At 71.3% G+C, this 22,664-nt stretch carries 24 protein-coding genes and 1 riboswitch; of the genes, 11 read left to right on the forward strand and 13 right to left on the reverse strand.

The annotated features are described in order from the left end of the window. The first annotated feature begins 139 nt into the window (after positions 1 to 139). From IT780_RS31290 to IT780_RS31300, 3 genes are all read left to right on the forward strand, one after another. The gene (locus IT780_RS31290) at positions 140 to 943 is read left to right on the forward strand and encodes a hypothetical protein (RefSeq protein ID WP_199515415.1); all 804 of its coding nucleotides are present in this window, start codon (positions 140 to 142) and stop codon (positions 941 to 943) included. A gap of 91 nt (positions 944 to 1,034) precedes the next feature. Further along, positions 1,035 to 2,093: a lactonase family protein gene (locus tag IT780_RS31295; protein WP_199515416.1), complete on the forward strand. Its 1,059-nt coding sequence runs from the start codon at positions 1,035 to 1,037 to the stop codon at positions 2,091 to 2,093. 250 nt (positions 2,094 to 2,343) lie between these two features. Further along, a complete protein-coding gene (locus tag IT780_RS31300; RefSeq protein WP_199515417.1) occupies positions 2,344 to 4,041 on the forward strand; it encodes a VWA domain-containing protein in 1,698 nt (565 codons plus the stop codon). 73 nt (positions 4,042 to 4,114) lie between these two features. Here IT780_RS31300 and IT780_RS31305 read toward each other — a convergent pair whose 3' ends face one another. Continuing rightward, entirely contained in the window at positions 4,115 to 5,245 is a 1,131-nt protein-coding gene (locus IT780_RS31305) for a PP2C family protein-serine/threonine phosphatase (RefSeq protein ID WP_199515418.1), read from the reverse strand. A 50-nt stretch (positions 5,246 to 5,295) separates the two neighbouring features. Here IT780_RS31305 and IT780_RS31310 point away from each other — a divergent pair, with 50 nt between their 5' ends. Beyond that, entirely contained in the window at positions 5,296 to 5,766 is a 471-nt protein-coding gene (locus IT780_RS31310; RefSeq protein ID WP_199515419.1) for a MarR family winged helix-turn-helix transcriptional regulator, read from the forward strand. Here the strand turns inward: IT780_RS31310 and IT780_RS31315 are convergent. Next, positions 5,763 to 6,899 (reverse strand): ROK family protein, encoded by a 1,137-nt coding sequence (locus IT780_RS31315; RefSeq protein ID WP_199515448.1) that lies wholly within the window; start codon positions 6,897 to 6,899, stop codon positions 5,763 to 5,765. The genes IT780_RS31310 and IT780_RS31315 overlap by 4 nt on opposite strands. An 89-nt stretch (positions 6,900 to 6,988) precedes the next feature. Between IT780_RS31315 and xylA the strand changes: the two genes are divergently transcribed. Genes xylA through IT780_RS31330 form a run of 3 tightly spaced genes read left to right on the forward strand, consistent with a single transcriptional unit; the run spans position 6,989 to position 11,042 of the window. Then, positions 6,989 to 8,176 (forward strand): xylose isomerase, encoded by a 1,188-nt coding sequence (xylA, locus tag IT780_RS31320; RefSeq protein ID WP_199515420.1) that lies wholly within the window; start codon positions 6,989 to 6,991, stop codon positions 8,174 to 8,176. Between the two features lie 33 nt (positions 8,177 to 8,209). Then, positions 8,210 to 9,625 (forward strand): xylulokinase, encoded by a 1,416-nt coding sequence (xylB, locus tag IT780_RS31325; RefSeq protein WP_199515421.1) that lies wholly within the window; start codon positions 8,210 to 8,212, stop codon positions 9,623 to 9,625. Further along, positions 9,594 to 11,042 (forward strand): MFS transporter, encoded by a 1,449-nt coding sequence (locus tag IT780_RS31330; RefSeq protein WP_504739627.1) that lies wholly within the window; start codon positions 9,594 to 9,596, stop codon positions 11,040 to 11,042. Before xylB ends, IT780_RS31330 begins: the two co-directional genes overlap by 32 nt. On the opposite strand, the gene IT780_RS31335 is transcribed toward IT780_RS31330, so the two are convergent. From IT780_RS31335 to IT780_RS31365, 7 genes are all read right to left on the reverse strand, one after another. Then, the gene (locus IT780_RS31335) at positions 11,020 to 12,648 is read right to left on the reverse strand and encodes a glycoside hydrolase family 13 protein (protein WP_199515423.1); all 1,629 of its coding nucleotides are present in this window, start codon (positions 12,646 to 12,648) and stop codon (positions 11,020 to 11,022) included. The genes IT780_RS31330 and IT780_RS31335 overlap by 23 nt on opposite strands. Before the next feature lie 9 nt (positions 12,649 to 12,657). Then, positions 12,658 to 13,377 carry an HD domain-containing protein gene (locus IT780_RS31340; protein WP_199515424.1) on the reverse strand — a complete coding sequence of 240 codons (720 nt, stop codon included), beginning with the start codon at positions 13,375 to 13,377 and terminating at the stop codon, positions 12,658 to 12,660. A gap of 43 nt (positions 13,378 to 13,420) precedes the next feature. Continuing rightward, complete coding sequence (locus tag IT780_RS31345) at positions 13,421 to 14,332, reverse strand: MHYT domain-containing protein (protein WP_199515425.1); 912 nt, start codon at positions 14,330 to 14,332, stop codon at positions 13,421 to 13,423. 196 nt (positions 14,333 to 14,528) lie between these two features. After that, positions 14,529 to 14,675, reverse strand: coding sequence for a GPGG-motif small membrane protein (locus IT780_RS31350; protein WP_199515426.1), 147 nt, complete (start codon positions 14,673 to 14,675; stop codon positions 14,529 to 14,531). 135 nt (positions 14,676 to 14,810) lie between these two features. Beyond that, positions 14,811 to 15,554, reverse strand: coding sequence for a metallophosphoesterase family protein (locus IT780_RS31355; RefSeq protein WP_199515427.1), 744 nt, complete (start codon positions 15,552 to 15,554; stop codon positions 14,811 to 14,813). After that, positions 15,551 to 15,802 carry a hypothetical protein gene (locus IT780_RS31360; protein WP_199515428.1) on the reverse strand — a complete coding sequence of 84 codons (252 nt, stop codon included), beginning with the start codon at positions 15,800 to 15,802 and terminating at the stop codon, positions 15,551 to 15,553. The genes IT780_RS31355 and IT780_RS31360 overlap by 4 nt, the downstream gene beginning before the upstream one ends. Before the next feature lies 1 nt (position 15,803). Continuing rightward, positions 15,804 to 16,385 carry a nucleotidyltransferase gene (locus IT780_RS31365; RefSeq protein WP_199515429.1) on the reverse strand — a complete coding sequence of 194 codons (582 nt, stop codon included), beginning with the start codon at positions 16,383 to 16,385 and terminating at the stop codon, positions 15,804 to 15,806. A 175-nt stretch (positions 16,386 to 16,560) separates the two neighbouring features. On the opposite strand from IT780_RS31365, the gene IT780_RS31370 reads away from it, so the two are divergent. Further along, positions 16,561 to 17,358, forward strand: coding sequence for a dTMP kinase (locus tag IT780_RS31370; protein ID WP_199515430.1), 798 nt, complete (start codon positions 16,561 to 16,563; stop codon positions 17,356 to 17,358). Here the strand turns inward: IT780_RS31370 and IT780_RS31375 are convergent. Further along, positions 17,355 to 18,041 carry an SDR family NAD(P)-dependent oxidoreductase gene (locus tag IT780_RS31375; RefSeq protein ID WP_199515431.1) on the reverse strand — a complete coding sequence of 229 codons (687 nt, stop codon included), beginning with the start codon at positions 18,039 to 18,041 and terminating at the stop codon, positions 17,355 to 17,357. The two genes, IT780_RS31370 and IT780_RS31375, sit on opposite strands and share 4 nt — an antisense overlap. Positions 18,042 to 18,563: 522 nt before the next feature. Here IT780_RS31375 and IT780_RS31380 point away from each other — a divergent pair. Further along, positions 18,564 to 19,565: a sigma-70 family RNA polymerase sigma factor gene (locus tag IT780_RS31380; RefSeq protein ID WP_199515432.1), complete on the forward strand. Its 1,002-nt coding sequence runs from the start codon at positions 18,564 to 18,566 to the stop codon at positions 19,563 to 19,565. A 70-nt stretch (positions 19,566 to 19,635) separates the two neighbouring features. Here the strand turns inward: IT780_RS31380 and IT780_RS31385 are convergent, their stop codons facing one another. From IT780_RS31385 to IT780_RS31395, 3 genes are all read right to left on the reverse strand, one after another. Beyond that, positions 19,636 to 20,562 carry a C40 family peptidase gene (locus tag IT780_RS31385; RefSeq protein WP_307831478.1) on the reverse strand — a complete coding sequence of 309 codons (927 nt, stop codon included), beginning with the start codon at positions 20,560 to 20,562 and terminating at the stop codon, positions 19,636 to 19,638. A 45-nt stretch (positions 20,563 to 20,607) separates the two neighbouring features. Further along, positions 20,608 to 20,736, reverse strand: a riboswitch (cyclic di-AMP (ydaO/yuaA leader). 213 nt (positions 20,737 to 20,949) lie between these two features. Then, positions 20,950 to 21,276 (reverse strand): DUF3817 domain-containing protein, encoded by a 327-nt coding sequence (locus IT780_RS31390; RefSeq protein WP_199515433.1) that lies wholly within the window; start codon positions 21,274 to 21,276, stop codon positions 20,950 to 20,952. Between the two features lie 15 nt (positions 21,277 to 21,291). Continuing rightward, entirely contained in the window at positions 21,292 to 21,711 is a 420-nt protein-coding gene (locus tag IT780_RS31395) for a hypothetical protein (protein WP_199515434.1), read from the reverse strand. A gap of 79 nt (positions 21,712 to 21,790) precedes the next feature. On the opposite strand from IT780_RS31395, the gene IT780_RS31400 reads away from it, so the two are divergent. Beyond that, positions 21,791 to 22,036, forward strand: coding sequence for a DUF6158 family protein (locus IT780_RS31400; RefSeq protein ID WP_199515435.1), 246 nt, complete (start codon positions 21,791 to 21,793; stop codon positions 22,034 to 22,036). Positions 22,037 to 22,050: 14 nt separating this feature from the next. Further along, entirely contained in the window at positions 22,051 to 22,626 is a 576-nt protein-coding gene (locus tag IT780_RS31405; protein WP_199515436.1) for a DUF1360 domain-containing protein, read from the forward strand. Positions 22,627 to 22,664: the final 38 nt, after the last annotated feature.

A 22,664-nucleotide genomic window follows, 5' to 3' on the forward strand; every position in this document is an offset into this window, starting at 1 on the left:
CCCCCTTTGACCTGCTAAGACGTGGAACGGCAGCGAAACGGCAGCCGGCAGCAGCATAGCGGCAGCGACACGGCAGCACTGTCCCTCAGTCTTCAGGGCGTCACCGCAGAAGACCCCTCATGCGCAAAGGACTAAGACAATGAACGTTCGTAAGGTGCGACTGGCCGGTTTCGGCGCGCTGCTGGCCCTCGGCGGCGTGGCCATGGGCGGGTGCGGTGTCGCCGACGCGGTGAAGGAAGCCGCCTCGCCTGCGCCGGCCACGCCGGAGGACACGTTGATGCACGCGCTGCCGGACTTCTCGACGGGCCCGTTCCACTTCACCGTGAAGGGCGGCACGCAGCCGATGACCGGGGTGCTGGACGCCAAGAAGAAGAGCTACCGGATCGATGTGAGCCAGAAGGACCCCGACCTGGGCTTCACCTTGACGATGAAGTTCCTGGTGGTCCGGGAGAAGTCCTGGATCAAGGTCGACTTCAAGGGTACGGAGGGCCTGACCGGTTTCCCGAAGCTGCCGAAGAAGTGGCTGCTCGTGGATCCCACCAAGGTCGAGGACACCGAGGACGCGCCGCTGTCGTACGACAACGAGACCGATCCCGGGGAGGCCGGGGCGGTCCTGCGGGCGATCGTGGACGTCAAGCAGACGGGCACGGGCACGTACGAGGGCACCACGGATCTCACGAAGCAGGGCGAGGCGGGGATCGTGGGGGACTCCACCCTCAAGGCGCTCGGCGACCGGGCGAAGGCGGTGCCGTTCGAGGCCACCGTCGACGCGCAGGGGCGGCTGACCCGTACCGTCGTCAAGATCCCCGCGGCCGGCAAGGTGAAGGCGGCCCGCTACGAGGTCGTCTACGACCAGTACGGCAGCGCCGGGTCGCCCACCGAGCCGGCCGCCGCCGAGCAGCAGAAGGCGCCGAAGGCCGCGTACGAGATGTTGAACGCCTGAAGCACGGCGGCGGTCGCGCGGGTGTACGGGGGTCCGCGCGCCCGCCGCCGATCTCGTCGCACGCCTGGAGCGGGTGTGGTGGGATCGTGGCATGGGCGCGAGCGACGAGTACGTATTCCTGGGCTGTTACACCGGTGAGAGCGGGGGCGAGGGGGAGGGCATCGTCCTGTTGCGGCGGGACGTCACCACCGGCTCGCTGACCCGGCTGGGGGTCGTCGCCCGTACCCCGTCGCCGTCCTTCCTGGCCCAGCACCCGACGCTGCCGGTGCTGTACGCGGTGAACGAGCTGACCGCCGGCACGGTGAGCGCCTTCGCGGTGGCGGACGACGCGTCCCTGACCCCGCTGGCCGTGCAGCCGACCGGCGGTTCGGCGCCCTGCCACCTCGCGGTCTCCCGGGACGGGCGGCATCTGCTGGTGGCCAACTATGTGAGCGGTGACGTGAGCGTGTTCCCGCTGGACGCCGACGGTGTTCCCGGTGAGCGCACGGATCTGCTGGGCCTCGACGGCAAAGGCCCGGTGGTGGACCGGCAGGAGGGCCCGCACGCGCACATGGTGGCGCCGGACCCGAACGGCTCGGAGGTGCTGATCAGCGACCTCGGGTCGGACCGGGTCTGGCGGGCGCGGCTGGATCCGGTGTCCGGGCGCCTGACCCTGGTGGGTCCGGCGGTGGTCGCGGAGCCGGGTACCGGCCCGCGGCACCTGCTGCGCACGTCGGACGGCGCGTTGGTGCTGGTCGGCGAGCTGACCGGCGATCTCAGCTGGTACCGGGCGGGCGCCGGCGGCGAGCTGGCACGCGACGGTGGCGTGGTGGTGAGCGCGACGCGGCCCAACCAGCCGTCGGAGGTGACGACGGGCCGCGACGGCCGTTTCGTCTATGTCGCCAACCGCGGCCCGGACACCGTCACGGTGCTCAGGTGGGAGCCGGAGGGTGGCACGGTGATCGCCGAGGTCGCCACCGGAGGCTCGTGGCCGCGGCACATCGCCCTGCTCGCGGATCACCTGTACGTAGCCAACGAACGTTCACACAACGTGACGATTTTCCGGGTGGATCCGGACACCGGGGTACCGACCGCCCAGGGGGAGCCGGTGGCCGAGAGCAGCCCGACCTGCATCCTGTCCTGGGTGCCGAAGCCGGGGCGGGCGGCGTGACCAGCGAAGCCGGACACCGTCGGAGAGTCGTGATCTTCAACGGGAAAACGACAAGGCGGGCAGCCGATCGGCCACTCACCGAGATGGCGCCATCACGTACGGTCAATTAGGTATGCGGAATTTCCAATCCGAGTAACTTTCGTCCGAACGTATATGGCATTCGGGTCTCGCGATGCGCAGTATGGAGCGCGTGTCAGGCCGCCATCGCAGAAACTTCAATCTCAGGGGAGCCGGCGTCGTCGCATCAGCGATGGCGATCGTGGTTGTCCTCGTCGGGTCCTGGCTCGGTTACCAGCAACTCGCCGACAACGACTGCTCCGGTCAGATCAGGCTCACCGTCGCCGCGGCGACGGAGATCGCCCCCGCTGTCGACCGGGCAGCTCAGCAATGGTCATCGAACGGTGCCGAGGTCAACGGCACCTGCGTCGCTGTCACCGTCACCGGGGTCAACCCGGCGGCGATGGCGTCCACCATCGCGCTCAAGCACGGCGTCACGCTGACCGGGCTCGGTGCTGCCAGCAAGTCGGGCATCATCCCGGACGTGTGGATCGCCGACTCGACCACCTGGCTGATGCGGCTGCGCTCGGAGGCGTCGGGCTTCGTGCCGACCGACGGCAAGTCGATCGCCACCAGCCCGGTCGTCGTCGCGATGCCCGAGCCGGTCGCGCAGAGCGTCGGCTGGCCCGACCGCAAGCTGGGCTGGGGTGACCTGCTCAAGCGCATGACCACCGGCAACTCCCTGCGTACCGGCATCGTCAACCCGACCCGCGACGCCGCGGGCCTGGCCGGCCTGCTCGCGCTCGGCAGCTCCGCCGGCGGCGGGGCGCAGGCCAAGGCTCAGCAGGTGGCCGCGCTGCGGGCGCTCGCCGCGGGCAGTTCCTCGCTGCGCGACGACCTGATGCAGAAGTTCCCGCGCTCCACCGACGCCGCCGACCTGGCAAGCGCGGTGAGTGCCGCGCCGCTGTCCGAGGAAGACGTGGTCGCGTACAACGCCGAGAAGCCGGTCGTGCCGCTCGCCGCGCTGTACCTGAACCCGCAGCCGCCGTCGCTGGACTACCCGTTCGCGGTCATGCCCGAGGTCGACCTGACCAAGTCGGCGGCCGCCACCGGCCTGCGCGAGGCGCTGCAGCAGCCGGGCTTCCGGGACGAGCTCGCCAAGGTGGGCCTGCGCGCCCCCGACGGCACGGTCGGTGTGGGCTTCGCCTCCCCGATCGGCGCGCCGAAGGCCACCCCGGCCGCCACCGGCGCCCCGAGCGGCACCGAGGGCACCGCCGCGGCGGGCCTCGACGCCGGCTCGATCAACCAGGCGCTCGGCAGCTGGGCGGCCATCACGCTGCCCGGCCGCGCGCTCGCCGTCTTCGACGTGTCCGGTTCGATGAAGACGAAGGTGCCCACCGCCGGCAACCTGAGCCGCGCGGAGGTGACCCGCCGCGCCGCCTCGCAGGGCCTCGCGCTCTTCGACGACCAGTGGGCCGTCGGCACGTGGATCTTCTCGACCGAGATGGACGGCAAGAAGCCGTACAAGCAGATCGTGCCGATCACGCCGCTGACCTCGGGTCGCAGCCAGCTGCAGGCCTCGATCGGCAGCATCGTGCCGAAGGACGGCGGCGACACGGGTCTCTACGACACGGCGCTGGCCGCGTACAGGTCCGTCCAGGACACGTGGCAGGCGGGCCGGGTCAACTCGGTGCTGCTTTTCACCGACGGCGTGAACGAGAACAAGGACGGCATCACCCGCCAGACGCTGATCAACGAGCTGAAGAAGGCGGCCGACCCGAAGCGCCCGGTCCGCATGGTGATCATCGGCATCGGCACCGGCGTCGACCGGAACGAGCTCGAGGCGATCACGAACGCCACCAACGCGGGCGGCGTGTTCATCGCCCCCGACCCGGCGAAGATCTCCGACATCTTCCTCGAGGCGATCTCGTCCCGCTCCGGAGCCCGCTGACCCGGGACCCCTCCAGCGCGAAGCCGCTCCGGCCCCCACGGGCCGGGGCGGCTTCTCGGATTGCGGCGGCGATTCAGCCTGCTGAGGCTGTCCAGTCCAGGCAGACCGCCACCGCGTCGTCCTCCAGGTCCGCGCTGACGAACGCCCGCAGATCACCGAGCAGCGACCGTACGGCCTGCAGCGGCGCCTGCCCCCCGGTGCGCCGGACGAACCGGTACAGGGCCGAGTCGCCGTACCGCCCGGCGTGCCCGAGCGCGTCGGACACCCCGTCGCTGACGATGACGAGCCGGTCGCCGGGCTGCAGCCGCAGCGTCTGCGTCTCGTAGTCGGAGGTCTCGAACATGCCGAGCGGGAACTGCGCCTCCAGCGGCTGCTCCACGACCTCCCCGGCGCGCAGCACCATCATCCGCGGCGAGCCGGCGTCGACGACCTGCACCTCGCCGGTCTCCAGGTTCAGCTCGAGCAGCAGCGCCTCCACATGGGAAGCGCCGCGGTGCTGGGCGAACACCGCCTGATCGGCGAGCGCCGCCTGGTCGGCGAGCCCCAGCCCGGCCCGGCGGGCGTTGCGCAGGGCGTGCACGGCCAGGGCGGTGAGCAGCGCCGCGGTCATGCCGTCGCCCATGCCGTTGAGCACGGTCACCGACACCCGGCCGTCGTGCTCGGCCCAGTCGAAGCCGTCGCCGCGGATCGCGTACGCCGGCTCGAGCTGTCCCGCGAGGCTGAAGCCGGACCCGACCCGGCTGCGGCCCGGCAGCAGCTCCCACTGCATCTCGGCGGCGAGCGTGAGCCGCTGGGCCCGCGCCGCCACCGTGTACCGGTCCGTGCCCGCGGCGGCCGCCTGCAGTTCATGGCCGAGCAGCGTGGCGACCTCGGCCAGCTCCGCGCGTTCCACCTCGGACGACGGGCGCGGGATGAACCGCAGCACACCCATCCGCTCCCCGCGCGCGGTGACCGGCAGGTACGTCACGTGTCCGGCGCCCACCTCCGTCTGGTGGTCGAAGCAGCGCCAGGCGGGATCACCCGGCCGGGTGACCGATGGCCCCGAGCGGAGCGGGATCAGCGCGGACAGCCGGTAGTCGACGAGGAGGACGTCCAGGTCGTCGACCCCGTACTCCTTGGTGAGCACCTCGGCCAGGCACTCCACCACGCGGTCGGCGGCCGCTTCGGCCAGGGCCCGGCGTACGGCGGTCAGCCGCTCCGACACCTTTGCACCCCCCTCGACACGTGCACCGTACGGGTAGTCTCTGCTGCACCATGGCCGAATACCATGGGCCGGATGGGCCACACCTCGCCGCGGCGGTCGACGACGCCGCGCCTGCCCTGCTGGCCGCCTGGGACGCCGCCCGGGAGCGGGCCACGCCCCGGGTCTCCTGGCCGCAGCTGAACGCCCTGCTCGTGGTGGAGCGCGAGGAGGGCATCAACCTGCGCGGGCTGGCCGGCCAGCTCAAGATGATCCTGTCCTCGGCGAGCCGGCTCTGCGACCGTCTCGTCGCCTCGGGCATGGTGGAGCGGGTGCCGGGCCGCGCCGACCGCCGGGAGATCGCGTTGTTCCTCACGCCGTCCTCGCGCCAGCTCCTGCACGACCTCCGCGCCACCCGGCGGGAGATCCTCTCCGAGGTGCTCGACCGGATGAGCCCGGCGGGCCGCGCCGCGCTGATCCGCGGGCTCGCCGAGTTCAGCGCCGCGGCCGGAGAGGCCGAGGACCCTCAGGCGCGCACGGCTTAGCTCCGCGCCAGCCAGGCGGCAGGGTCGTCGAGCACCGCGCGGATCACCGCTCCCGCCGCTCCGCGCATCGCCGCGTCGGGGCCGAGCGCAGCCGCCCGCAGCGTCACCGGTGACCAGTCGGCGGTGAGCACCCGTCGTTCGATCTCCACGGCGATGCCGTCGCGCAGCCGGGGGAGCAGCGGCGCGTAGATGCCGCCGAGGACGACCGTGTCGACGTCGAGCAGGTTCACGACGGTGGCGATCGCCGTGCCCAGGGCCCGCCCGGCCCGGGTCAGGTCCGCCTCGGCCAGCTCCGCCACGGTGGTGACCCCGGCGGCGCGCAGCATCGCCTCCTGGCCGGCGTACTGCTCGAGGCAGCCACGCGCGCCGCACCGGCAGGCGGGTCCGTCGGGGTCGATCGCGATGTGCCCGATCTCGCCGCTCCAGCCGCGTACGCCCCGGAAGAGCGTGCCGTCGAGGACGATGCCGGCTCCGATGCCGATCTCGCCGGAGATGTAGACGAAGCTCGGTGGCAGGCCGCCGGTACCCAGTTCGCTGAGGGCGGCCAGGTTGGCCTCGTTGTCGACCGTGACGGGCAGCCCGTCGAGGAGGTCGCCGACGGTGACGTCTTGCCATCCGAGGTTGGGGGCGACCCGGATGACGCCGTCGGCCGCGACGAGCCCGGGGACCGCGAGCGCGGCGCCGGCGAGGGTGAGCCCGTCCGCCTCGGCCAGGTCGCGAGCGCGGCGGGCCAGCCGGGCCAGCGCGGCGAGCGCGGCGACGGTGTCGACGGGACGCTGGTCGCCCGGTTCGACGAGGCGGTGCCGGACGGCGCCGGTGAGGTCGACGACGCACGCCGCCCGGTAGTCGACGTTGATCTCCAGCCCGAGGCCGGCCGGGCCGATCGCGGCGGTACGCAGCCCGGCCGCGGGCCGTCCGGCCCCGTTGCGCGGCGCCGGGTCGACCTCGATGAGCAGGGACCCGGCGATCAGGTCGTCGACCAGCGCGGACACCGTGGCGCGGGTGAGCCCGGTGGCCGCCGCGACGGACGCCCGGGATATCGGATCTGCGCTGTTTGCCACAGTTTGCAGGACCAGCGCGAGATTATGGGCCCGGACGCTCGCTTGCCGCACCGGGGCGCTGGAGGAAGTCATGAGCCGGGCCGCCACGCCCTTGACAATGCCACACCGGGCTCAAATAATTCAACCAATAAACAAATCCGTGCTGTTACGTGGAGGTAACCGTGTCGGTCCAACCCACGCGCGATGACAAGTTCTCCTTCGGCCTCTGGACCGTGGGCTGGACGGCCCGCGACCCGTTCGGCGACGCCACCCGCGACGCCCTCGACCCCATCGAGGCGGTGCACAAGCTCGCCGACCTGGGGGCGTACGGCATCACCTTCCACGACGACGACCTGGTGCCGTTCGGCTCCGACGCGCACACCCGCGACGGGATCATCGCCAACTTCAAGAAGGCGCTCGACGAGACCGGCCTCATCGTGCCGATGGTGACGCAGAACCTGTTCACCCACCCGGTGTTCAAGGACGGCGGCTTCACCAGCAACGACCGCACCGTCCGGCGCTACGCGCTGCGCAAGGTGCTGCGCAACATGGACCTCGCCGCCGAGCTGGGCGCCAAGACCCTGGTGTTCTGGGGCGGCCGCGAGGGCGCCGAGTACGACGTCGCCAAGGACGTCCAGGCCGCGCTCGACCGCTACCGCGAGGGCCTCAACCTGCTCGCGCAGTACTCCGAGGACAAGGGCTACGGCCTGCGCTTCGCCATCGAGCCCAAGCCCAACGAGCCGCGCGGCGACATCCTGCTGCCCACGGCCGGGCACGCGATCGCGTTCATCAACGAGCTCGAGCGCCCGGAGCTGTTCGGCATCAACCCCGAGGTCGGCCACGAGCAGATGTCGAACCTCAACTACACCCAGGGCATCGCCCAGGCGCTGTGGCACGGCAAGCTCTTCCACATCGACCTGAACGGCCAGCACGGCCCGAAGTTCGACCAGGACCTCGTGTTCGGCCACGGCGACCTGCTCAGCGCGTTCGCCACGGTCGACCTGCTGGAGAACGGCGCGCCCGGCGGCGGCCCCGGCTACGACGGCCCGCGGCACTTCGACTACAAGCCCTCGCGCACCGAGGACTACACGGGCGTGTGGGAGTCGGCCAAGGCCAACATGCGCATGTACCTGCTGCTCAAGGAGCGCGCGCAGGCGTTCCGCGCCGACCCCGAGGTGCAGGCGGCGCTGCAGGAGGCCAAGGTGCTGGAGCTGGCGAAGCCCACGCTGAACGAGGGCGAGACCTACCAGGACCTGCTCAACGACAAGAGCGCCTTCGAGGAGTACGACGTCGACGCGGCCGGTGCGCAGGGCTACCACTTCGTGAAGCTGCACCAGCTGGCCATCGACCACCTGCTCCACGCACGCTGATCACGACACCGACCACCGAGGAAGGATGAGGGCATGACTCTGGTAGCCGGGATCGACAGCTCCACGCAGTCCTGCAAGGTCGTCATCCGTGACGCCGAGACGGGAAAGCTGGTCCGGCAGGGCCGGGCGAGCCATCCCGACGGCACGGAGGTGCATCCCGACGCCTGGTGGTCGGCGCTGCAGGAGGCCATCGAGGAGGCCGGCGGGCTCGACGACGTCGCCGCCGCCTCGGTGGCCGGCCAGCAGCACGGCATGGTCGTTCTCGACGAGAACGGCGAGGTGGTCCGCCCGGCGCTGCTGTGGAACGACACCCGCAGCGCCGGCGCGGCCGCCGACCTGATCGAGGACCTCGGCGGCGGTGACGCCGGCCGGCGGGCCTGGGTCGACGCGGTCGGCATCGTGCCGGTCGCCAGCTTCACCCTCACCAAGCTGCGCTGGCTCGCCCGCACCGAGCCGGAGAACGCCGCCCGCGTGGCGGCGGTCTGCCTGCCGCACGACTGGCTGACCTGGAAGCTGTCGGGCGCCCGCGGCCTCGACACGCTGCGGACCGACCGCAGCGACGCCAGCGGCACCCTCTACTGGTCCGCGGCGACCAACGCCTACCGGCCGGACCTGCTCGAGCTCGGCTTCGGCCGGCGCATCATCGTCCCCGAGGTGCTCGGGCCCACCGGCATCGCCGGGCACCTGCCCAACGGCGCCCCGCTCGGGCCGGGCGCCGGGGACAACGCGGCCGCGGGGCTCGGCGCCGGCGCGCTGCCGGGAGACGTGGTGGTCTCCATCGGTACGTCCGGCACGGTCTTCGTCTCCTCCGACGTCGCGCCGGACGACCCGAGCGGGACGGTCGCCGGGTTCGCCGACACCACCGGGCGCTTCCTGCCCATCGTGGTGACCCTCAACGCCGCCCGGGTCCTCGACGCGGCCACCAAGCTGCTCGGCGTCGACCACGCGGAGCTGTCCCGGCTCGCGCTGTCCGCGCCCGCGGGGGCCGACGGGCTGGTGCTCATCCCGTACCTGGAGGGGGAGCGCACCCCGAACCGGCCGAACGCGACCGGGGCGATCCACGGCCTCACGCTGCGGACGTCCGACCCGGCGCACCTGGCCCGCGCGGCGGTCGAGGGCATGCTGTGCGCCCTCGCCGACGGGCTCGAGGCGCTGATCCAGCAGGGCGCCACAGCCAACCGCATCGTGCTCGTCGGTGGCGGGGCGCGCAGCGAGGCCGTCCGGCGCATCGCGCCCGCCCTGTTCGGGCTGCCGGTCCTGGTCCCGCCGCCCGGCGAGTACGTCGCCGACGGCGCCGCCCGGCAGGCCGCGTGGGTCCTCGCGGGCGGCGATCTCCCGCCGACGTGGTCCGCCGAGACCCCCGAGGTGTACGAGGACGACAGCGTGCCGCTGATCCGCGAGCAGTACGCTGCCGCCCGTGACAGGGTCGTCGACCGCACCGCCCGCTAACCTTTGGCGCGTGAGCAAGGGCGGTCCGGCGCACCGCGCCTACAGCGTGGTCGTCTTCGTCGTCCTCGCCTCGCTCGACAACGTCGCGATCGGCCTCGTCCCACCCCTGTACGGCAGCATCGGCGCCGACCTGGGGGTGGGCGAGGGCCACATCGCCCTGGCCACCACGGTGATGTTCCTGTTCAGCGCGGTGGCGGCGGTCGGGTTCGCGTACGCGGGCGACCGCACGGACCGCAAGCCGATCCTCCTGCTCGGCACCGTGATCTGGGTGGCCGGCACGGCCTGGTCCGGGCTGGCCGGCAGCTACCCGTCGTTCCTGCTGTCGCAGGTGCTCGCCTCGATCGGCCTGGGCGGGGTCGCCAGCGTCAGCTTCGCCGTGGTGAGCGACCTGATCTCGCCGCGGCGGCGGGGTCTTGCCATGAGCTTCTGGGGTCTCTCCCAGGGGGTCGGCACGCTGGCCGGCACGATGGTCGGCGGCCTGCTCGGCTCGGCCGACTGGCGGCGCCCGTTCCTGGTGGTCTCCGCCGCGGGCGTGGTCGCGGGCATCGCCTACCTGCTGACGTACGACGTCCCGCGCGGCGACAGCGAACCCGAGCTGGCCCAGGTCGACTACGACGAGCGCATCCACCACGACGACCTGCCGAAGATCCTCGCCCGCCGGACGAACGTCTGGCTGATCCTGCAGGGCTTCTCGGCGCAGGTCGCGTTCGGCTCGCTGGTGTGGCTGCCGGTGCTGTTCCGGGCGCGCGCGGAGGCCCAGGGCTATTCCGCGTCGACGGCGATCGTGGTCGGCAGCGTCTTCGCGACGCTGTTCCAGGCCGGCGGTGCCCTGTCGATCCTGGGCGGCCTGGCCGGTGACAGGCTGCAGCGGCGGACGCCCCGCGGCCGGGCCCTGGTGGCGGCTGTCGGCGTGCTCGCGGCCGTACCGTTCTACGTGGTGCTGTATTTCGTGCCGTTCCGCATCGACGTGCCGGACGGCGGCGGCACCGGGGCGGTGATCCGGGCGATCCTGGCCGACGTGGTGACCGAGCCGTCGGTGGGCCTCAGCCTCGCCACGGCGATCTTCGCGCTGGCGCTGACGTCGGCGAACTCACCGAACTGGTACGCCCTCATCGCCGACGTCAACCCGCCGGAGCACCGCGGCACCGTCTACAGCCTCGGCAATCTCGTCAACGGGGTGGGCCGGGCCGGCGGCAACGCGCTCGTGGGCGTGGCGTTCCGCGGCCTCTCCGGCGCCTTTCCGCCCCCGCTGAACTACGCGGTGGGGCTGGCCGCGTTCCAGTTCTTCTTCATCCCGACCGGGGTCATGTACTGGCTGGCCAGCAAGACGGTGGCCAGGGACATGGCGGACACCCATGCGGCCCTGGCCACCTACGCCGATCACGAGCAGGCGGCTATCCGCGCGCCCAGACCGTGACGTCCTGCGGCACCCGTCCGTCGCCGGTCAGCGGCTCGCTGGTCAGCAGCACCTCCGCGCCGGCCGGCAGGTCGGCCGGTGACTCGCCGAAGTTGGTCACCACCAGCACGCCGCCGTTGCGGAAGGCCAGCACGTCGGGCGCGGTCTCCAGCCACTCGAGCGAGCCGTCGCCGAGGCGGTGCTCGCGACGCAGGCGCAGCGCCGAGCGGTACAGCTCGTACGTCGAGCCCGGCACGTCCCGCTGGCGGTCGAGCGCGTACTCCGCCCACGACGAGGGCTGCGGCAGCCAGCTGGCGTCGGTGGGGCCGAAGCCGTACGAGGGCGCGTCCGCCTCCCACGGGATCGGCACCCGGCACCCGTCCCGGCCGCGCTCGGCGTGCCCGGAGCGCTCCCAGGCCGGGTCCTGCCGGTATTCGTCGGGCATCGTCGTGTGCTCGGGGAGCCCTAGATCCTCACCCTGATACAGGTACGCCGACCCCGGCAGCCCGAGCATCTGCAGGGAGGCGGCCCGCGCCCGGCGCAGCCCCAGCGGCGCGTCCGGCTGCGGGTCCTCGGCGCCGATGCCGGGCCGGCGGCGCTCGCCGACCGGGTAGCCGAGCCGGGTGGCGTGGCGCACGACGTCGTGGTTGGACAGCACCCAGGTCGTCGGGGCCCCGACGGCGGCGTTCGCGGCGGTGGTGGTGTCGATGACCTTCCGCAGCCGTTCGGCGATCCAGGGCGTGTCGAGGTACTCGAAGTTGAACGCCTGGTGCATCTCGTCCGGGCGCACGTACCGGGCGAGCCGGTCGGCCGGCTGAACCCAGGCCTCCGCGACGAGGATCCGGTCGCCCTCGTACGCGTCCAGCACCGCCCGCCACTCCCGGTACACCTCGTGCACGGCGTCCTGGTCCCACATCGGCGGGGGCGGGGCGCCCTCCGGTGCCATGCCGCCGAGGATCTCCCCGGCGTACTCGTAGTCGCTGAGGGTGGCCTCCTTGATGAGGCCGTGGGCCACGTCGACCCGGAAGCCGTCCACGCCGCGGTCGAGCCAGAACCGCAGGATGTCCTCGAACTCCGCGCGGACCTCCGGGTTGCCCCAGTTGAGGTCGGGCTGGGAGACGTCGAACAGGTGCAGGTACCACTGCCCGTCGGCCACCCGCTGCCACGCGGGGCCGCCGAAGACGCTCCGCCAGCCGTTCGGCGGCTCGCTGCCGTCGTCGCCGCGGCCGTCGCGGAAGACGTAGCGCTCCCGCTCCGGGCTGCCGGGTGCGGCCCGCAGCGCCGCCCGGAACCAGGCGTGCTCGTTCGACGTGTGGTTCGGCACGAGGTCGACGATCACCCGCAGCCCGAGCGTCCTCGCCTCGGCGATCATCTTGTCGGCGTCGCCGAGGTCGCCGAAGCGCGGGTCCACCGAGCGGTAGTCGGCCACGTCGTAGCCCGCGTCGTGCTGCGGCGAGGGGTAGAACGGGGACAGCCACACGGCGTCCACGCCCAGGTCACGCAGGCCGGCCAGCCGCGCGGTGATGCCGGGCAGGTCGCCCATGCCGTCGCCGTTGCTGTCGGCGAAGGAGCGCGGATAGATCTGGTAGATGACGGCGCTGCGCCACCAGTCAGTGGGGGATGGCATGCACCCAGGCTATCCGTCGAGGATCGCGGCGAAGCGCTCCTCGGCGAGGTCGAGCTGATCGAGGATGTGGTCCTTCGCGGCGACCGACAGCGGGGTGTCGGGGCGCCCGATCAGCTCCCGCAGCTTCGGCACCAGCGGGCGGTACTTGATCGCCGAGCTGCGCGCCTTGTCGTACGTGGTGTGGATGACGCCCACTCCGTTGTCGGTGAAGTCGCTCACTTTGATCACCCGTGCCCACGGATCCCGGTCGAGGCTCTCGGCCACGTGGGCGCGGTACTGCTCGTGCCGGTCGCGGTCCGGGTCGTACTCGGGGTTGGTGACCGAGCGGACCAGCTCGGCCACCCGCGGGTTGAACCGCCGGGCCAGCTCGGCGATCGCCGCGTCGGTCAGCTCCCGGTGGCCCAGCCCGGCGGGCAGGCCGGCCAGCTCGGCGGGATGATCTTCGACTGCGTCGTGCAGCAGGGCCGCGGTCAGCACGTCGACGTCCCGGATCCCGTAGTAGCGCAGGATCCGGATCGCCACCCGCAACAGATGGTTCAGGTACGGCTCGCGTACCCGCCGGTCGTCGGCGTGCAGCCGGGACGCGAGCTCCAGCGCCTCCTCGAGCTGGCGCCGGTCGTCGGGCGGGAGCGCCTGCAGTTCCAGCCCGAACCTGTCCCGCAGGCCCGCCTCGCCGTACACCTCGGTGATCGCGTGCAACGGCATCGACAGCAGCATCCTTGGCGCCATGCCGAACAGGTATACCGGACCGGGCGCCGGCGCGCGCCCGTGATCAGGAACGAGCGTCGATCAGTGGCTCATCCGTGACCACGGGCCGGGGCGGTACGGGCCGCGGCGACGGCCGGTTGCCGGGCGTACGCCGGACCCCGGCCAGCGAGGCCTGCTTCAGTGACCACGGGGTGTGGTTGTCGGCGTGCACGCCCCGCTTCCGGATGCCGGCGCCGTCGGTGAATTCCTCCTCGGTCATCGCCTGCAGGGCGCTCAGCGCGACGCCGAGGATGGTCGCAGCGCTGAGCAGCGTCAGCGGCACGATCATCAGCAGCGGCCGCAGGCCGCTGATCCCGGTGCGGACCGGGTCGCTGAGCTCGACGGTCATCGCCGCCATGCCGGTGTAGTGCATGCCGCAGACGGCGATACCCATGATGGCCGCGGCGCCCAGCATGGGAAGCAGGCCACGGACCGACACGGTGAACCACAGGGCGGCGGTCGACGCCACGACGGCGATCAGCCCGGAGGCGATGACCAGCGGAAGGTTGTAGTGGATGGTGCCGGAGAGGTGCATGCCGGCCATGCCGGTGTAGTGCATCGCCAGCACGCCGGCGCCGGTCAGCACACCGGCCACGATCACCCGGGGGAGGCTGCGCCGGCCGTGCCCGACGGCGATCAGCCCGGCGCCCACCGCGACCACGGCCAGTCCGAGGCTGATCATCGTCATGCCGGGGCTGTACCGCACCGGGCTCTGCGGGACGTCGAAGCCGAGCATCGCCGTGAAGTGCATGAGCCAGATCGCCGCGCCGCCGATCGAGAAGGCGCCGATGATGAGCCAGCGATTGCGGCGGCCGCGGGTCCGGGCAGCCCGGGCCCGCCCGGTGGAGAGCAGGCCGAGGAAGGAGCCGAGGACGGCGACCAGGTAGGCGGCGACGGGATTGAACGCACCGTAGGTGAAGTGATGGACCTCGGCCACAGCTAACCTCGCGAGGATCGGGGGGATCGATTCGCTGTGGATTCAGCCAGAAGTCCGATCTAGGACATCGCACGACGTGTGCGGGTCACTACAAAGAGAACCGGGGCCACCGTACTGCTGCCTGCGAGAGGTAGCGGTACGGCAGCCCCGGTGCGGTCGTAGGGGACCGGTCAGGCAACTGCCGGGGGGACGAGGGCTAGACGTTGAAGATGCTGACACCGCCGGGGCCCACGAGCAGGCCGACGACGATGAGCACGACGCCCCAGAGGATCTGCCGCCGGAACAGCGCAAGGATGCCGGCGACCACCAGTACGACTGCGAGAATCCAGAGCAAGAAAGCCATGACCAGCTCGTACCCGACCGCGCGAAATCGAAAACCTGTGATCGGGTCCACAGCGCCGGGCAATGTCCACGAACGAGCGAGACCCCGTCACGGCCGGGTAGCCGGTGACGGGGTCTCGCTCGAGGCGGTACGGATTCAGGCGTGGACGAGCCCGGCTCCGGTCTCCTCGGACAGCAGCTGGTACACGTTGTACGCCTGCTTGATGACGGGGTGGGCGACGTTGCGCACCGGCACGCCGCCGGGCGTACGCCCCCGCTCGGAACCGTGGTGCGCGTGCCCGTGCAGGGCCAGCGCGGTGGGTGCCGAGTCGATCGCCTGCCCCAGCAGGTACGACCCCAGGAACGGATAGATCTCCAGCGGTTCCCCGGTCAGCGTCTCCGGTACGGGCGCGTAGTGCGTGAGCGCCACCAGCGCGTCGCACTCCAGCCCACGCAGCGCCGCACCGAGCTTGTCCGCGATCGCCTCGGTGGTGCCGACGAAGTTCTTCATCTCGCGTTCGCCGAAGGAGCTCGCGCACGCCCCGGCGAACCCGCCACCGAAGCCCTTCGCGCCGGCGACCCCGAGCCGGTGCCCGTTGAGCGTGAGCACCGTCCCCTCGCCCTCCAGCACCGTCATCCCGGCGTCCCGCAGCACATCCATGACCTGCAGTTCCTGGTCGCTCTGGTGGTCGTGGTTGCCGAGCACGACGATCACCGGTACGCCCAGCCCGCCGAACTCCTGCGCCATGCACTGGGCCTCGTCGACCGTGCCGTGCCGGGTGAGGTCGCCGGCGATGAGCAGCACGTCGGCGACGTCGGGCAGCTGTTCCAGCGCGGGCCGGTAGCGGCCCAGCACGTCCTTGTCCACGTGGACGTCGCCCACGGCGGCGATCCGGATCATGAAATCTCCTCCACCTCGCTGGGCGCCGCGGCGCGCACGATGCCGATGTCGCAGGCGATCTCCACCTCGGGGAACCGGGTGGTGATCTGCCGGCAGATTTCGTCGCGGCGCTGCGCGCTCTCCACCTCGCCGCCGAGGACCAGCAGGTGGTCCCGGCGCTGCAGGGTGATGCCCTGCTCGGCGACCGCGCCGTTCTCGGTCAGGAGGCGCTGGATCTCCGCCTCCACGTACTCGTCGAGCTGTGCCATCTCATCCCCCCACGGTCAGGTGCGCGCCCGGCTCCGGGACCACCTCGAGGCGGTCCAGCAGCATCAGGAACGCCTCGGCGTACGGCGACCGCGCGGTCTCCTTGCGGACCCGGTCCCAGTCGATCTGCTCGCGCAGGGAACGGGCGACCGGCAGGCCGGTGGCGAAGTCGCAGTAGTGCTGGGTGTAGCTGAGCAGTTTGTGAATCATCAGCTGGGTCGCCGAGAGCACCGGCATGTTGATCGCCTCGACCGGGCGCATCACGGTGTCGCGGAGTGTCTCGTCGGTCACCGGCGACTCGACCGGGCGGTAGATGAGGTCGACCATCCGTCCCTCGTCGAAGACCTTGACCAGCCAGTCCTCCGGCGGCTGCTCGACCTCGAAGCCGACCGCCGACAGCTCGGCCAGGGCCCGTTCCCTGTCCTGCTCGCGGATCAGGAAGTCGACGTCGTGGTCGCTGGAGTGGCCGCCGTGGGCGTACACCGCGAAGCTGCCGCCGAGCGCGAAGGGGATCTCGGCCTGCTTCAGCACGGCGGCCACCCGCTTGAGCGTGTTGACCAGGCCCTCGTCCACCCGGTACGGCATGGCGTCTCCCTGCGTCGGTGTGATGTCCGTTTTCCCGTCGGAACGACTACCCCTCACGACAGCGCTTGTAACGCGGGGTGCTCCGGGCCCAGGGACAATAAGACCCATTTTGTACGGCCACAGCACCGCGGCGGGCCGGAACGGTCCGTGACAACTCCCGCTACCGTCGGTGGGTATGGTCCCCGGCCTCGCTCCGCGTCCCTCCTCCGCCCTCCGCCGCCGTCCCCGCACCATCGCGCTCGTCGGCATCGACGGCTCCGGCAAGACGACCCAGGCGCACCTGCTGGCCGAGGCCCTGGCGGAGCGTGGCCTGCCGGCCCGTTACCGCCGCAACGCCGGCGGCCGGCGCTGGTTCGGCCGGCTCGCGACCGCCCTCGGCCGCGGCGACGGCGAGCAGCTGCTGGGACGCCGGGCGATGCTGCTCGTCGAGTCGGTGCTGCGGTGGCTGGCGATCCTGCGCACGCTGCTGCGTCGCGGCTTCACCCGGGAGACCGCCGTCATGGACCGCTACGCGGTGTGCCAGTACGCGAGCATCCGCGCCCACGCCGAGAACCCGCGGCCGGAACGGATCAACCGGGCCGAACGCCGGGCCCGTCTCGCGTACCGGGTCTTCCCGCGGCCGGACGTGACGTTCCTGCTCGACGTCGACCCCGAGGTGGCGTACGACCGCATCGAGCGCCGCGGCTACGACCACGAGGAGATGTCCTACCTGCGAGCCGCCGCCGCGGCGTACCGGGCGCTCCCGGAGTACGCGGACTTCGTGGTGATCGACGCGAACGTCTCCCCCGAGCAGGTCCAGGCGGCCCTGCTCGCCCACCTGTGCGCGCCCGCGATCCCGGCACCGCGGCCGGCGGCCGAGTCCCGTGGCCCGGTCGCCGTCATGGCCACGCACGCCCGAGCCGTCGCCCTCGCCGTGGCCACGCTGGTCGCCGCGGCCACGGCGCTCACCCTGCAGTGGGTGGAGGTCTTCTAGGCGCGACCGTAGACGGGGATGCTCGCCCCGCTGGTCGGCGCCGACGCGTCGCTGACCAGGAACGAGATGACCTGGGCGATCTCCTCCGGCGTGACCCACCGGGAGTGGTCGGCGTCGGGCTGCTCGCGCCGGTTGAGCGGGGTGTCGATCACGCTGGGCAGCACCGTGTTGGCCCGTACGCCCTGCTTGCGGTATTCGACCGCGACCGCGTTGGCGAACGCGAGCACCGCCGCCTTCGCGGTTGCGTACCCGGCCGCGCCGGCGAACGGGGCGACCGCCGCCCGCGACGACACGCACACCACCGAGCCGCCGCCGGCCGAGACGAGGTGCGGCAACGCGGCGGCCGTCACCAGGTACGTCGGCCGCAGGTTCAGCCGGAGGATCGCCTCGAAGTCGGCCACGGGCGTCTCGTGCACCAGCCCGCCCATCGCGAACCCGCCCACGAGGTTCGCCACGGCCCTCAGCGGCGCGGCCGCGTCCTGGGCGGCGAGGTTCACGACCCGTTCGACGTCTTCCGCGGCAGTGACGTCCGCCTCCACGCCGACCGCGCCCTCGGGCAACCGCTCGAGGCTCCCACCCCGTACGGGCGCCACCACCCGCCACCCCTCGCCGAGCAGGTGCCGGACGACCGCTCCGCCCAGCCCGCCGGTTCCGCCGGTCACAATCACGCTTCTCTCCGCCATGCCGCCACCGTAGTGCTGTGTTTTGCGTCACTCATGGTGCGGCTCAGCGGATCATCCGAACCGCCGACAGTCACCCGTACGGGCTAGTGATCTGCGGCGCGATGTGCCGCATGGTGGCAGGGGTGTCCGGCGCCGTGCGTGTGCCGGATCTTTGGCGTGGCGTTTGTTTCAAGCCTGGCGGGAACCTGTCGATGCAGGGCGTGAACCCAAGTGGCTGCCCGGCCGTACTGGGTAGTGACGAGCATCGCACGGCTATCCGTGATGCCCGTCGCTGTGACGGATGAGGGGCTGATGGTGTCATGTAGCAGGCGACGGGTATGCGTCACATGACGCATCCACCGCCGGGTGTGGCTCCGAATGCCTACCCAGAGAGCCTCCTCAGAAAGTATCCACTCGGCTCTCAGGTGACGCTCAGGCATTCGTGACACTTTCGACCCACCAGCCGGAATCAGTGCAGGGCGCCACTTGTTGTGTAGGTGCAGCACCGCAATGCACGAACTGCGGACGTTACGGGAGGGCTTGATGGACGCAGGAATCACCCGTAACAGGTTTAGTGAAGGCAATGAGGGGACCGTGGGCAACGTGGAGAAGAACACCGTGATGCGGACGGACGAAGTCGCCGAGGAGCGCGACCTCGTCGGCGTCTACCTGCACGAGATCTCCCGCACGCCGCTGCTGGACGCCGCCAGGGAGGTCGACCTCTCCAAGGCAATCGAGGCCGGTCTCTATGCCGAGCACCTGCTCGAGGTGGGTGACGAGCGACGCGGCGTGAGCCGGGAGGAACTGGAGCGCCTGGTCGTCGAGGGCGAGCGGGCCAAGGACCTGTTCATCCGCGCCAACCTGCGCCTGGTCGTCTCGATCGCACGCCGGTACGTGCGCTCGGGCATGCCGATGCTCGACCTGATCCAGGAGGGCAACACCGGCCTGGTCCGCGCCGTGGAGAAGTTCGACTACGAGCGGGGCTACAAGTTCTCGACGTACGCGACGTGGTGGATCCGCCAGGCGATCAGCCGCGCGATCGCGCAGCAGGAGCGCACCGTGCGCCTGCCCGTACACCTCGTCGAGGACGTCAACCGGATGCGCAACGTCACCCGCCAGCTCGTCCGCGAGCTCGGTGCCGACCCGGAGCCGGAGCAGATCGCGAACGCGCTGGGTGTGACGGTGGAGCGCGTGAACGAGCTGACCCGCTGGGCCCAGGACACCGTGTCGCTGGACACCCCGGTGGGCGACGACGGCGACACCAACCTCGGCGACCTGGTCGCCGACAGCGACGCGCCGTCGCCCGAGGAGATCGTGCTGACCGCCCTGGAGCGCCAGCGCATCGAGGGCCTGCTGAACCACCTCGACGACCGGTCCGCGGGCATCATGCGCGCCCGCTACGGCCTCGAGGACGGCCGCGAGCACTCGCTGACCGAGGTGGCCTCGCGCTTCTCGCTCTCGCGGGAGCGCATCCGCCAGCTGGAGATCCAGGCGCTTGGCCGGCTCCGCGAACTGGCCCGTGCCGAGGGCCTGCAGGCCGCGTAAGCACCGTCAGAACACACGAAGAGGGCCGGTACCCGACGCGGGTACCGGCCCTCTTTCCGTGCGCTTCAGATCACGTCACGCGGCCGTAGCCGTACGGGGTCATGATGTCGATCGTGCGATGCTTCACCGGCTCACCGGCGCGCGAGGCGTCGATGATCTTGCCGTCGCCGACGTACAGGGCGACGTGGCCGAGACTGCGGTAGAAGACCAGGTCCCCGGGTTCGAGCTGGGAACGCGAGATCCGCTTGGTGGCGCTGTACTGGGCCGCCGCGTTGTGGGGCAGCGACTTGCCGGCCTGGCTCCAGGCGCGCGAGGTCAGGCCCGAGCAGTCGTACGTGGACAGGCCGTCGGCGCCGAACTCGTACATCTTGCCGACCTGGGCGAACGCGAACCGGACGACCACACCGGCCGAGCCGGAGACCGACGGGACGTTGCCTGTGTACCTCGAGCCGGTCTCGGTGGCGCGGCCGTACGCGGCGGTGCGCATCGCGTACAGCTTCTTGAGGTCCGCCTGGATCTTCTTCTTGCGGTCGCCGAGCTCCTTGACCTCGGCGGCCTGCTTGTCCTGCGTGACCTTGAGGGCGGCCTGACGCTCGGTGTAGTTCTGCGTCGTCGCCGTGTACGTGTCGATGTCGCGCTGCCGGCTGCGCGAGAGCTGCTCCAGGATGGACATGCGGTCCATCAGGTTGTTGCTGCCCTCGAGCACCACGTTGACGGCGCCGACCTTGCCGGTCTTGTACGCCGACTGGGCCAGCAGCTCCATCTGGCTGCCGGCGACCTTCAGCGCTTCCCGGGCGGGCCCGATCGACGCGGCGAGCTTCTTCTCGTCCGCCTTCGTCTTGTTCAGGCTGATCTTCATCTTGTTGTACGACTCGACGACGTCCTCGAGCTCGTCGGACGCCTTCTGGATCTTCTTGTTGAGGTCACTCGTCGAGGGGGCCGCGTGCGCGGCGGGCGCGACGGCGCCGGTGATCGCGATCGCGAGGACGGCGACCACCAGAGTGCGGAGCCTCGTGCGGGGGTGTCGCAACGGTACGTGGCCTTTCTTCCGCTGGGCCGCCTACCGGGTTAGCTGACGGATTCGGGCGGGAAGAACGCCCTACCGCTCGCGCGGATTCACCCCAGTGTGCTGTTTCGGTGGTTCCCCGGTTCGCCTCGGCGCCCGCGCCGGACCCGGGGGAGGGGCCCGCCGTGCGCGCCGCCGGCGATTCGGCGGCGTTGGCCGGTGCCACCTAGTCATGGCTGCCGACCGGACCAACCGCATCAACTTATCGGCGATCTCACCGAAAACAAGAGCCGGAAGAGTGACGTGGGCCAATTATCACATTTATTCCGATGATCCCGATAACGGAACGCTATTTATCGGGTGCTCCGCGTCACTCTATTACTTCGCCATCGCGGGCGGGGTGTCCATCGGCTGCGCCGCCCATTTGCGGGTGACGGTCCGTTCCGCCCAGAACGAGAGGAACGGAATGGTGCCGGCGAGCATCACCAGCAGCATCCGCCCCAGCGGCCACCGCGCCCGGCGGCTCAGGTCGTAGCTGGCCGCCAGGTACACCATGTAGAGGAAGCCGTGGAACGGGCCGACCGCGGCGACCACGCTGTCGTTGTCACCGGCGTACTTGAGCGGCATGCCCACCGCCACGAGCACGATGAGGACCACGCCGACGATCCAGGCGATGATCCGGTAGCGGGTGAGGGCTCCCTGCACGATGCACGTCCTTACTCAGTTGCTCTGCCGACCGGGGTAGTCGCCGGGCCGCGCTCCGGGGTGGGCGTTCAGCCAGGCCAGATAGTCGTTGTACGCGTCCAGTTCCGGGTCCTCGCCCGCGGGGGTGGCGGGCGTGGAGGCGGGCACCCGGACGGGGCGGCGTACGGTCACCGCGGCCGGGTCCTGGGCGGCCGGGGCCGGCTCCTCCGCCGGGGCGGGCTTCTCCGCCGTCTTGCGCTCCTGCTGGACCTCGCGGAACCAGATGAACGCCACGAAGAACGCGAAGACCGGCCATTCGAAGGTGTAGCCCCAGCTCAGCGTGTTGCCGCCGGTGGCCCGGCTGAACTGCCACCAGCCCAGTCCCAGGAAGCCGGCGATGAGGATCAGCGCGACCACGTGACGCGCGATCCACGCCGGGGTCCACAGCCCTTTCATGTCGTCGAGGGTACCGGCGCGGGTTTGACGTCCAGGTGCACGGGCAACCGTTGGCTGCAACGACGAGAAGGAGGAGACCATGAGCGACTCCGAGGTCGACGCCCCCGTCGGGACCGAGCAGGGAATCGACCCCGCAGGTCTCGCCGACGAGGACCTCATCCGCGAGCTCGGCAGCCTGCACCGTACGCGGCTGCAGACGCTGCGGCACGGCCCCGACGCGGCACTGGCCAACCACCTTCGGCGCACCGCCGAGCTGGAGACCGAGTACCTCGCCCGGCACCCCGGCCGCGAGGTCGACCCGCACCGGCTCACCCAGGACTTCTGAGAGGACCTTCGCGCATGACCTCCTCGGTACGCGGGCGGCTCGACCGGCTGCGACGGCAGTACGCGCCCCACGAGCACCGGCCGCTGGACGGCTACGCGGTGACGATGGGTGCCTTCGGCGTGCTCGCCGGTAGCCTCGCCGCAGTCGCCAAGGTCACCGGCCGTGAGGTGCCCGAGCGTCCGGCCGTCCAGGACGTGGTGCTGATCTCGCTGGCCACCCACAAGCTCAGCCGGCTGATCGCCAAGGACTCGATCACGAGCCCGCTGCGGGCACCCTTCACCCGCTACGCCGAGCCCGCGGGCAGCGGGGAGCTCAACGAGGAGGTACGCGACGACGGCAGCAGCATCCGCCACTCGATCGGCGAGCTGGTCAGCTGCCCGTTCTGCCTCGCGGTGTGGGTGGCGACCGGGCTCACGAGCGGCCTGGTGTTCGCGCCCCGGCTGACCCGGCTCGCGGCCACGGTGTTCACCGCGGTGGCGGCGTCGGACTTCCTGCAGATGGCGTACTCGATCTCCAAGGAGGCCGCCGAGGGTAGCCCGCAGGACGACGAGAAGCCCGCCATCAACGGGCGTGCGGTGGCGCAGGCCTGAGCGGAACGGCGGCGGCCCCGGCATCGAATGCCGGGGCC

Source organism: Nucisporomicrobium flavum (assembly GCF_016464385.1).
Classification (GTDB): domain Bacteria; phylum Actinomycetota; class Actinomycetes; order Mycobacteriales; family Micromonosporaceae; genus Actinoplanes; species Actinoplanes flavus_A.

Excerpts from the sequence above, each read along its gene's own strand:
- IT780_RS31380 (WP_199515432.1), top strand. The coding sequence starts at position 18,564 with ATGGACGCAGGAATCACCCGTAACAGGTTTAGTGAAGGCAATGAGGGG.
- IT780_RS31360 (WP_199515428.1), bottom strand. The coding sequence starts at position 15,802 with ATGGCACAGCTCGACGAGTACGTGGAGGCGGAGATCCAGCGCCTCCTG.
- IT780_RS31335 (WP_199515423.1), bottom strand. The coding sequence starts at position 12,648 with ATGCCATCCCCCACTGACTGGTGGCGCAGCGCCGTCATCTACCAGATC.
- IT780_RS31340 (WP_199515424.1), bottom strand. The coding sequence starts at position 13,377 with ATGGCGCCAAGGATGCTGCTGTCGATGCCGTTGCACGCGATCACCGAG.
- IT780_RS31355 (WP_199515427.1), bottom strand. The coding sequence starts at position 15,554 with ATGATCCGGATCGCCGCCGTGGGCGACGTCCACGTGGACAAGGACGTG.
- xylB (WP_199515421.1), top strand. The coding sequence starts at position 8,210 with ATGACTCTGGTAGCCGGGATCGACAGCTCCACGCAGTCCTGCAAGGTC.
- IT780_RS31300 (WP_199515417.1), top strand. The coding sequence starts at position 2,344 with ATGGCGATCGTGGTTGTCCTCGTCGGGTCCTGGCTCGGTTACCAGCAA.
- IT780_RS31370 (WP_199515430.1), top strand. The coding sequence starts at position 16,561 with ATGGTCCCCGGCCTCGCTCCGCGTCCCTCCTCCGCCCTCCGCCGCCGT.
- IT780_RS31315 (WP_199515448.1), bottom strand. The coding sequence starts at position 6,899 with ATGACTTCCTCCAGCGCCCCGGTGCGGCAAGCGAGCGTCCGGGCCCAT.
- IT780_RS31375 (WP_199515431.1), bottom strand. The coding sequence starts at position 18,041 with ATGGCGGAGAGAAGCGTGATTGTGACCGGCGGAACCGGCGGGCTGGGC.
- IT780_RS31295 (WP_199515416.1), top strand. The coding sequence starts at position 1,035 with ATGGGCGCGAGCGACGAGTACGTATTCCTGGGCTGTTACACCGGTGAG.
- IT780_RS31310 (WP_199515419.1), top strand. The coding sequence starts at position 5,296 with ATGGCCGAATACCATGGGCCGGATGGGCCACACCTCGCCGCGGCGGTC.
- IT780_RS31290 (WP_199515415.1), top strand. The coding sequence starts at position 140 with ATGAACGTTCGTAAGGTGCGACTGGCCGGTTTCGGCGCGCTGCTGGCC.
- IT780_RS31350 (WP_199515426.1), bottom strand. The coding sequence starts at position 14,675 with ATGGCTTTCTTGCTCTGGATTCTCGCAGTCGTACTGGTGGTCGCCGGC.
- IT780_RS31395 (WP_199515434.1), bottom strand. The coding sequence starts at position 21,711 with ATGAAAGGGCTGTGGACCCCGGCGTGGATCGCGCGTCACGTGGTCGCG.
- IT780_RS31405 (WP_199515436.1), top strand. The coding sequence starts at position 22,051 with ATGACCTCCTCGGTACGCGGGCGGCTCGACCGGCTGCGACGGCAGTAC.
- IT780_RS31365 (WP_199515429.1), bottom strand. The coding sequence starts at position 16,385 with ATGCCGTACCGGGTGGACGAGGGCCTGGTCAACACGCTCAAGCGGGTG.
- IT780_RS31400 (WP_199515435.1), top strand. The coding sequence starts at position 21,791 with ATGAGCGACTCCGAGGTCGACGCCCCCGTCGGGACCGAGCAGGGAATC.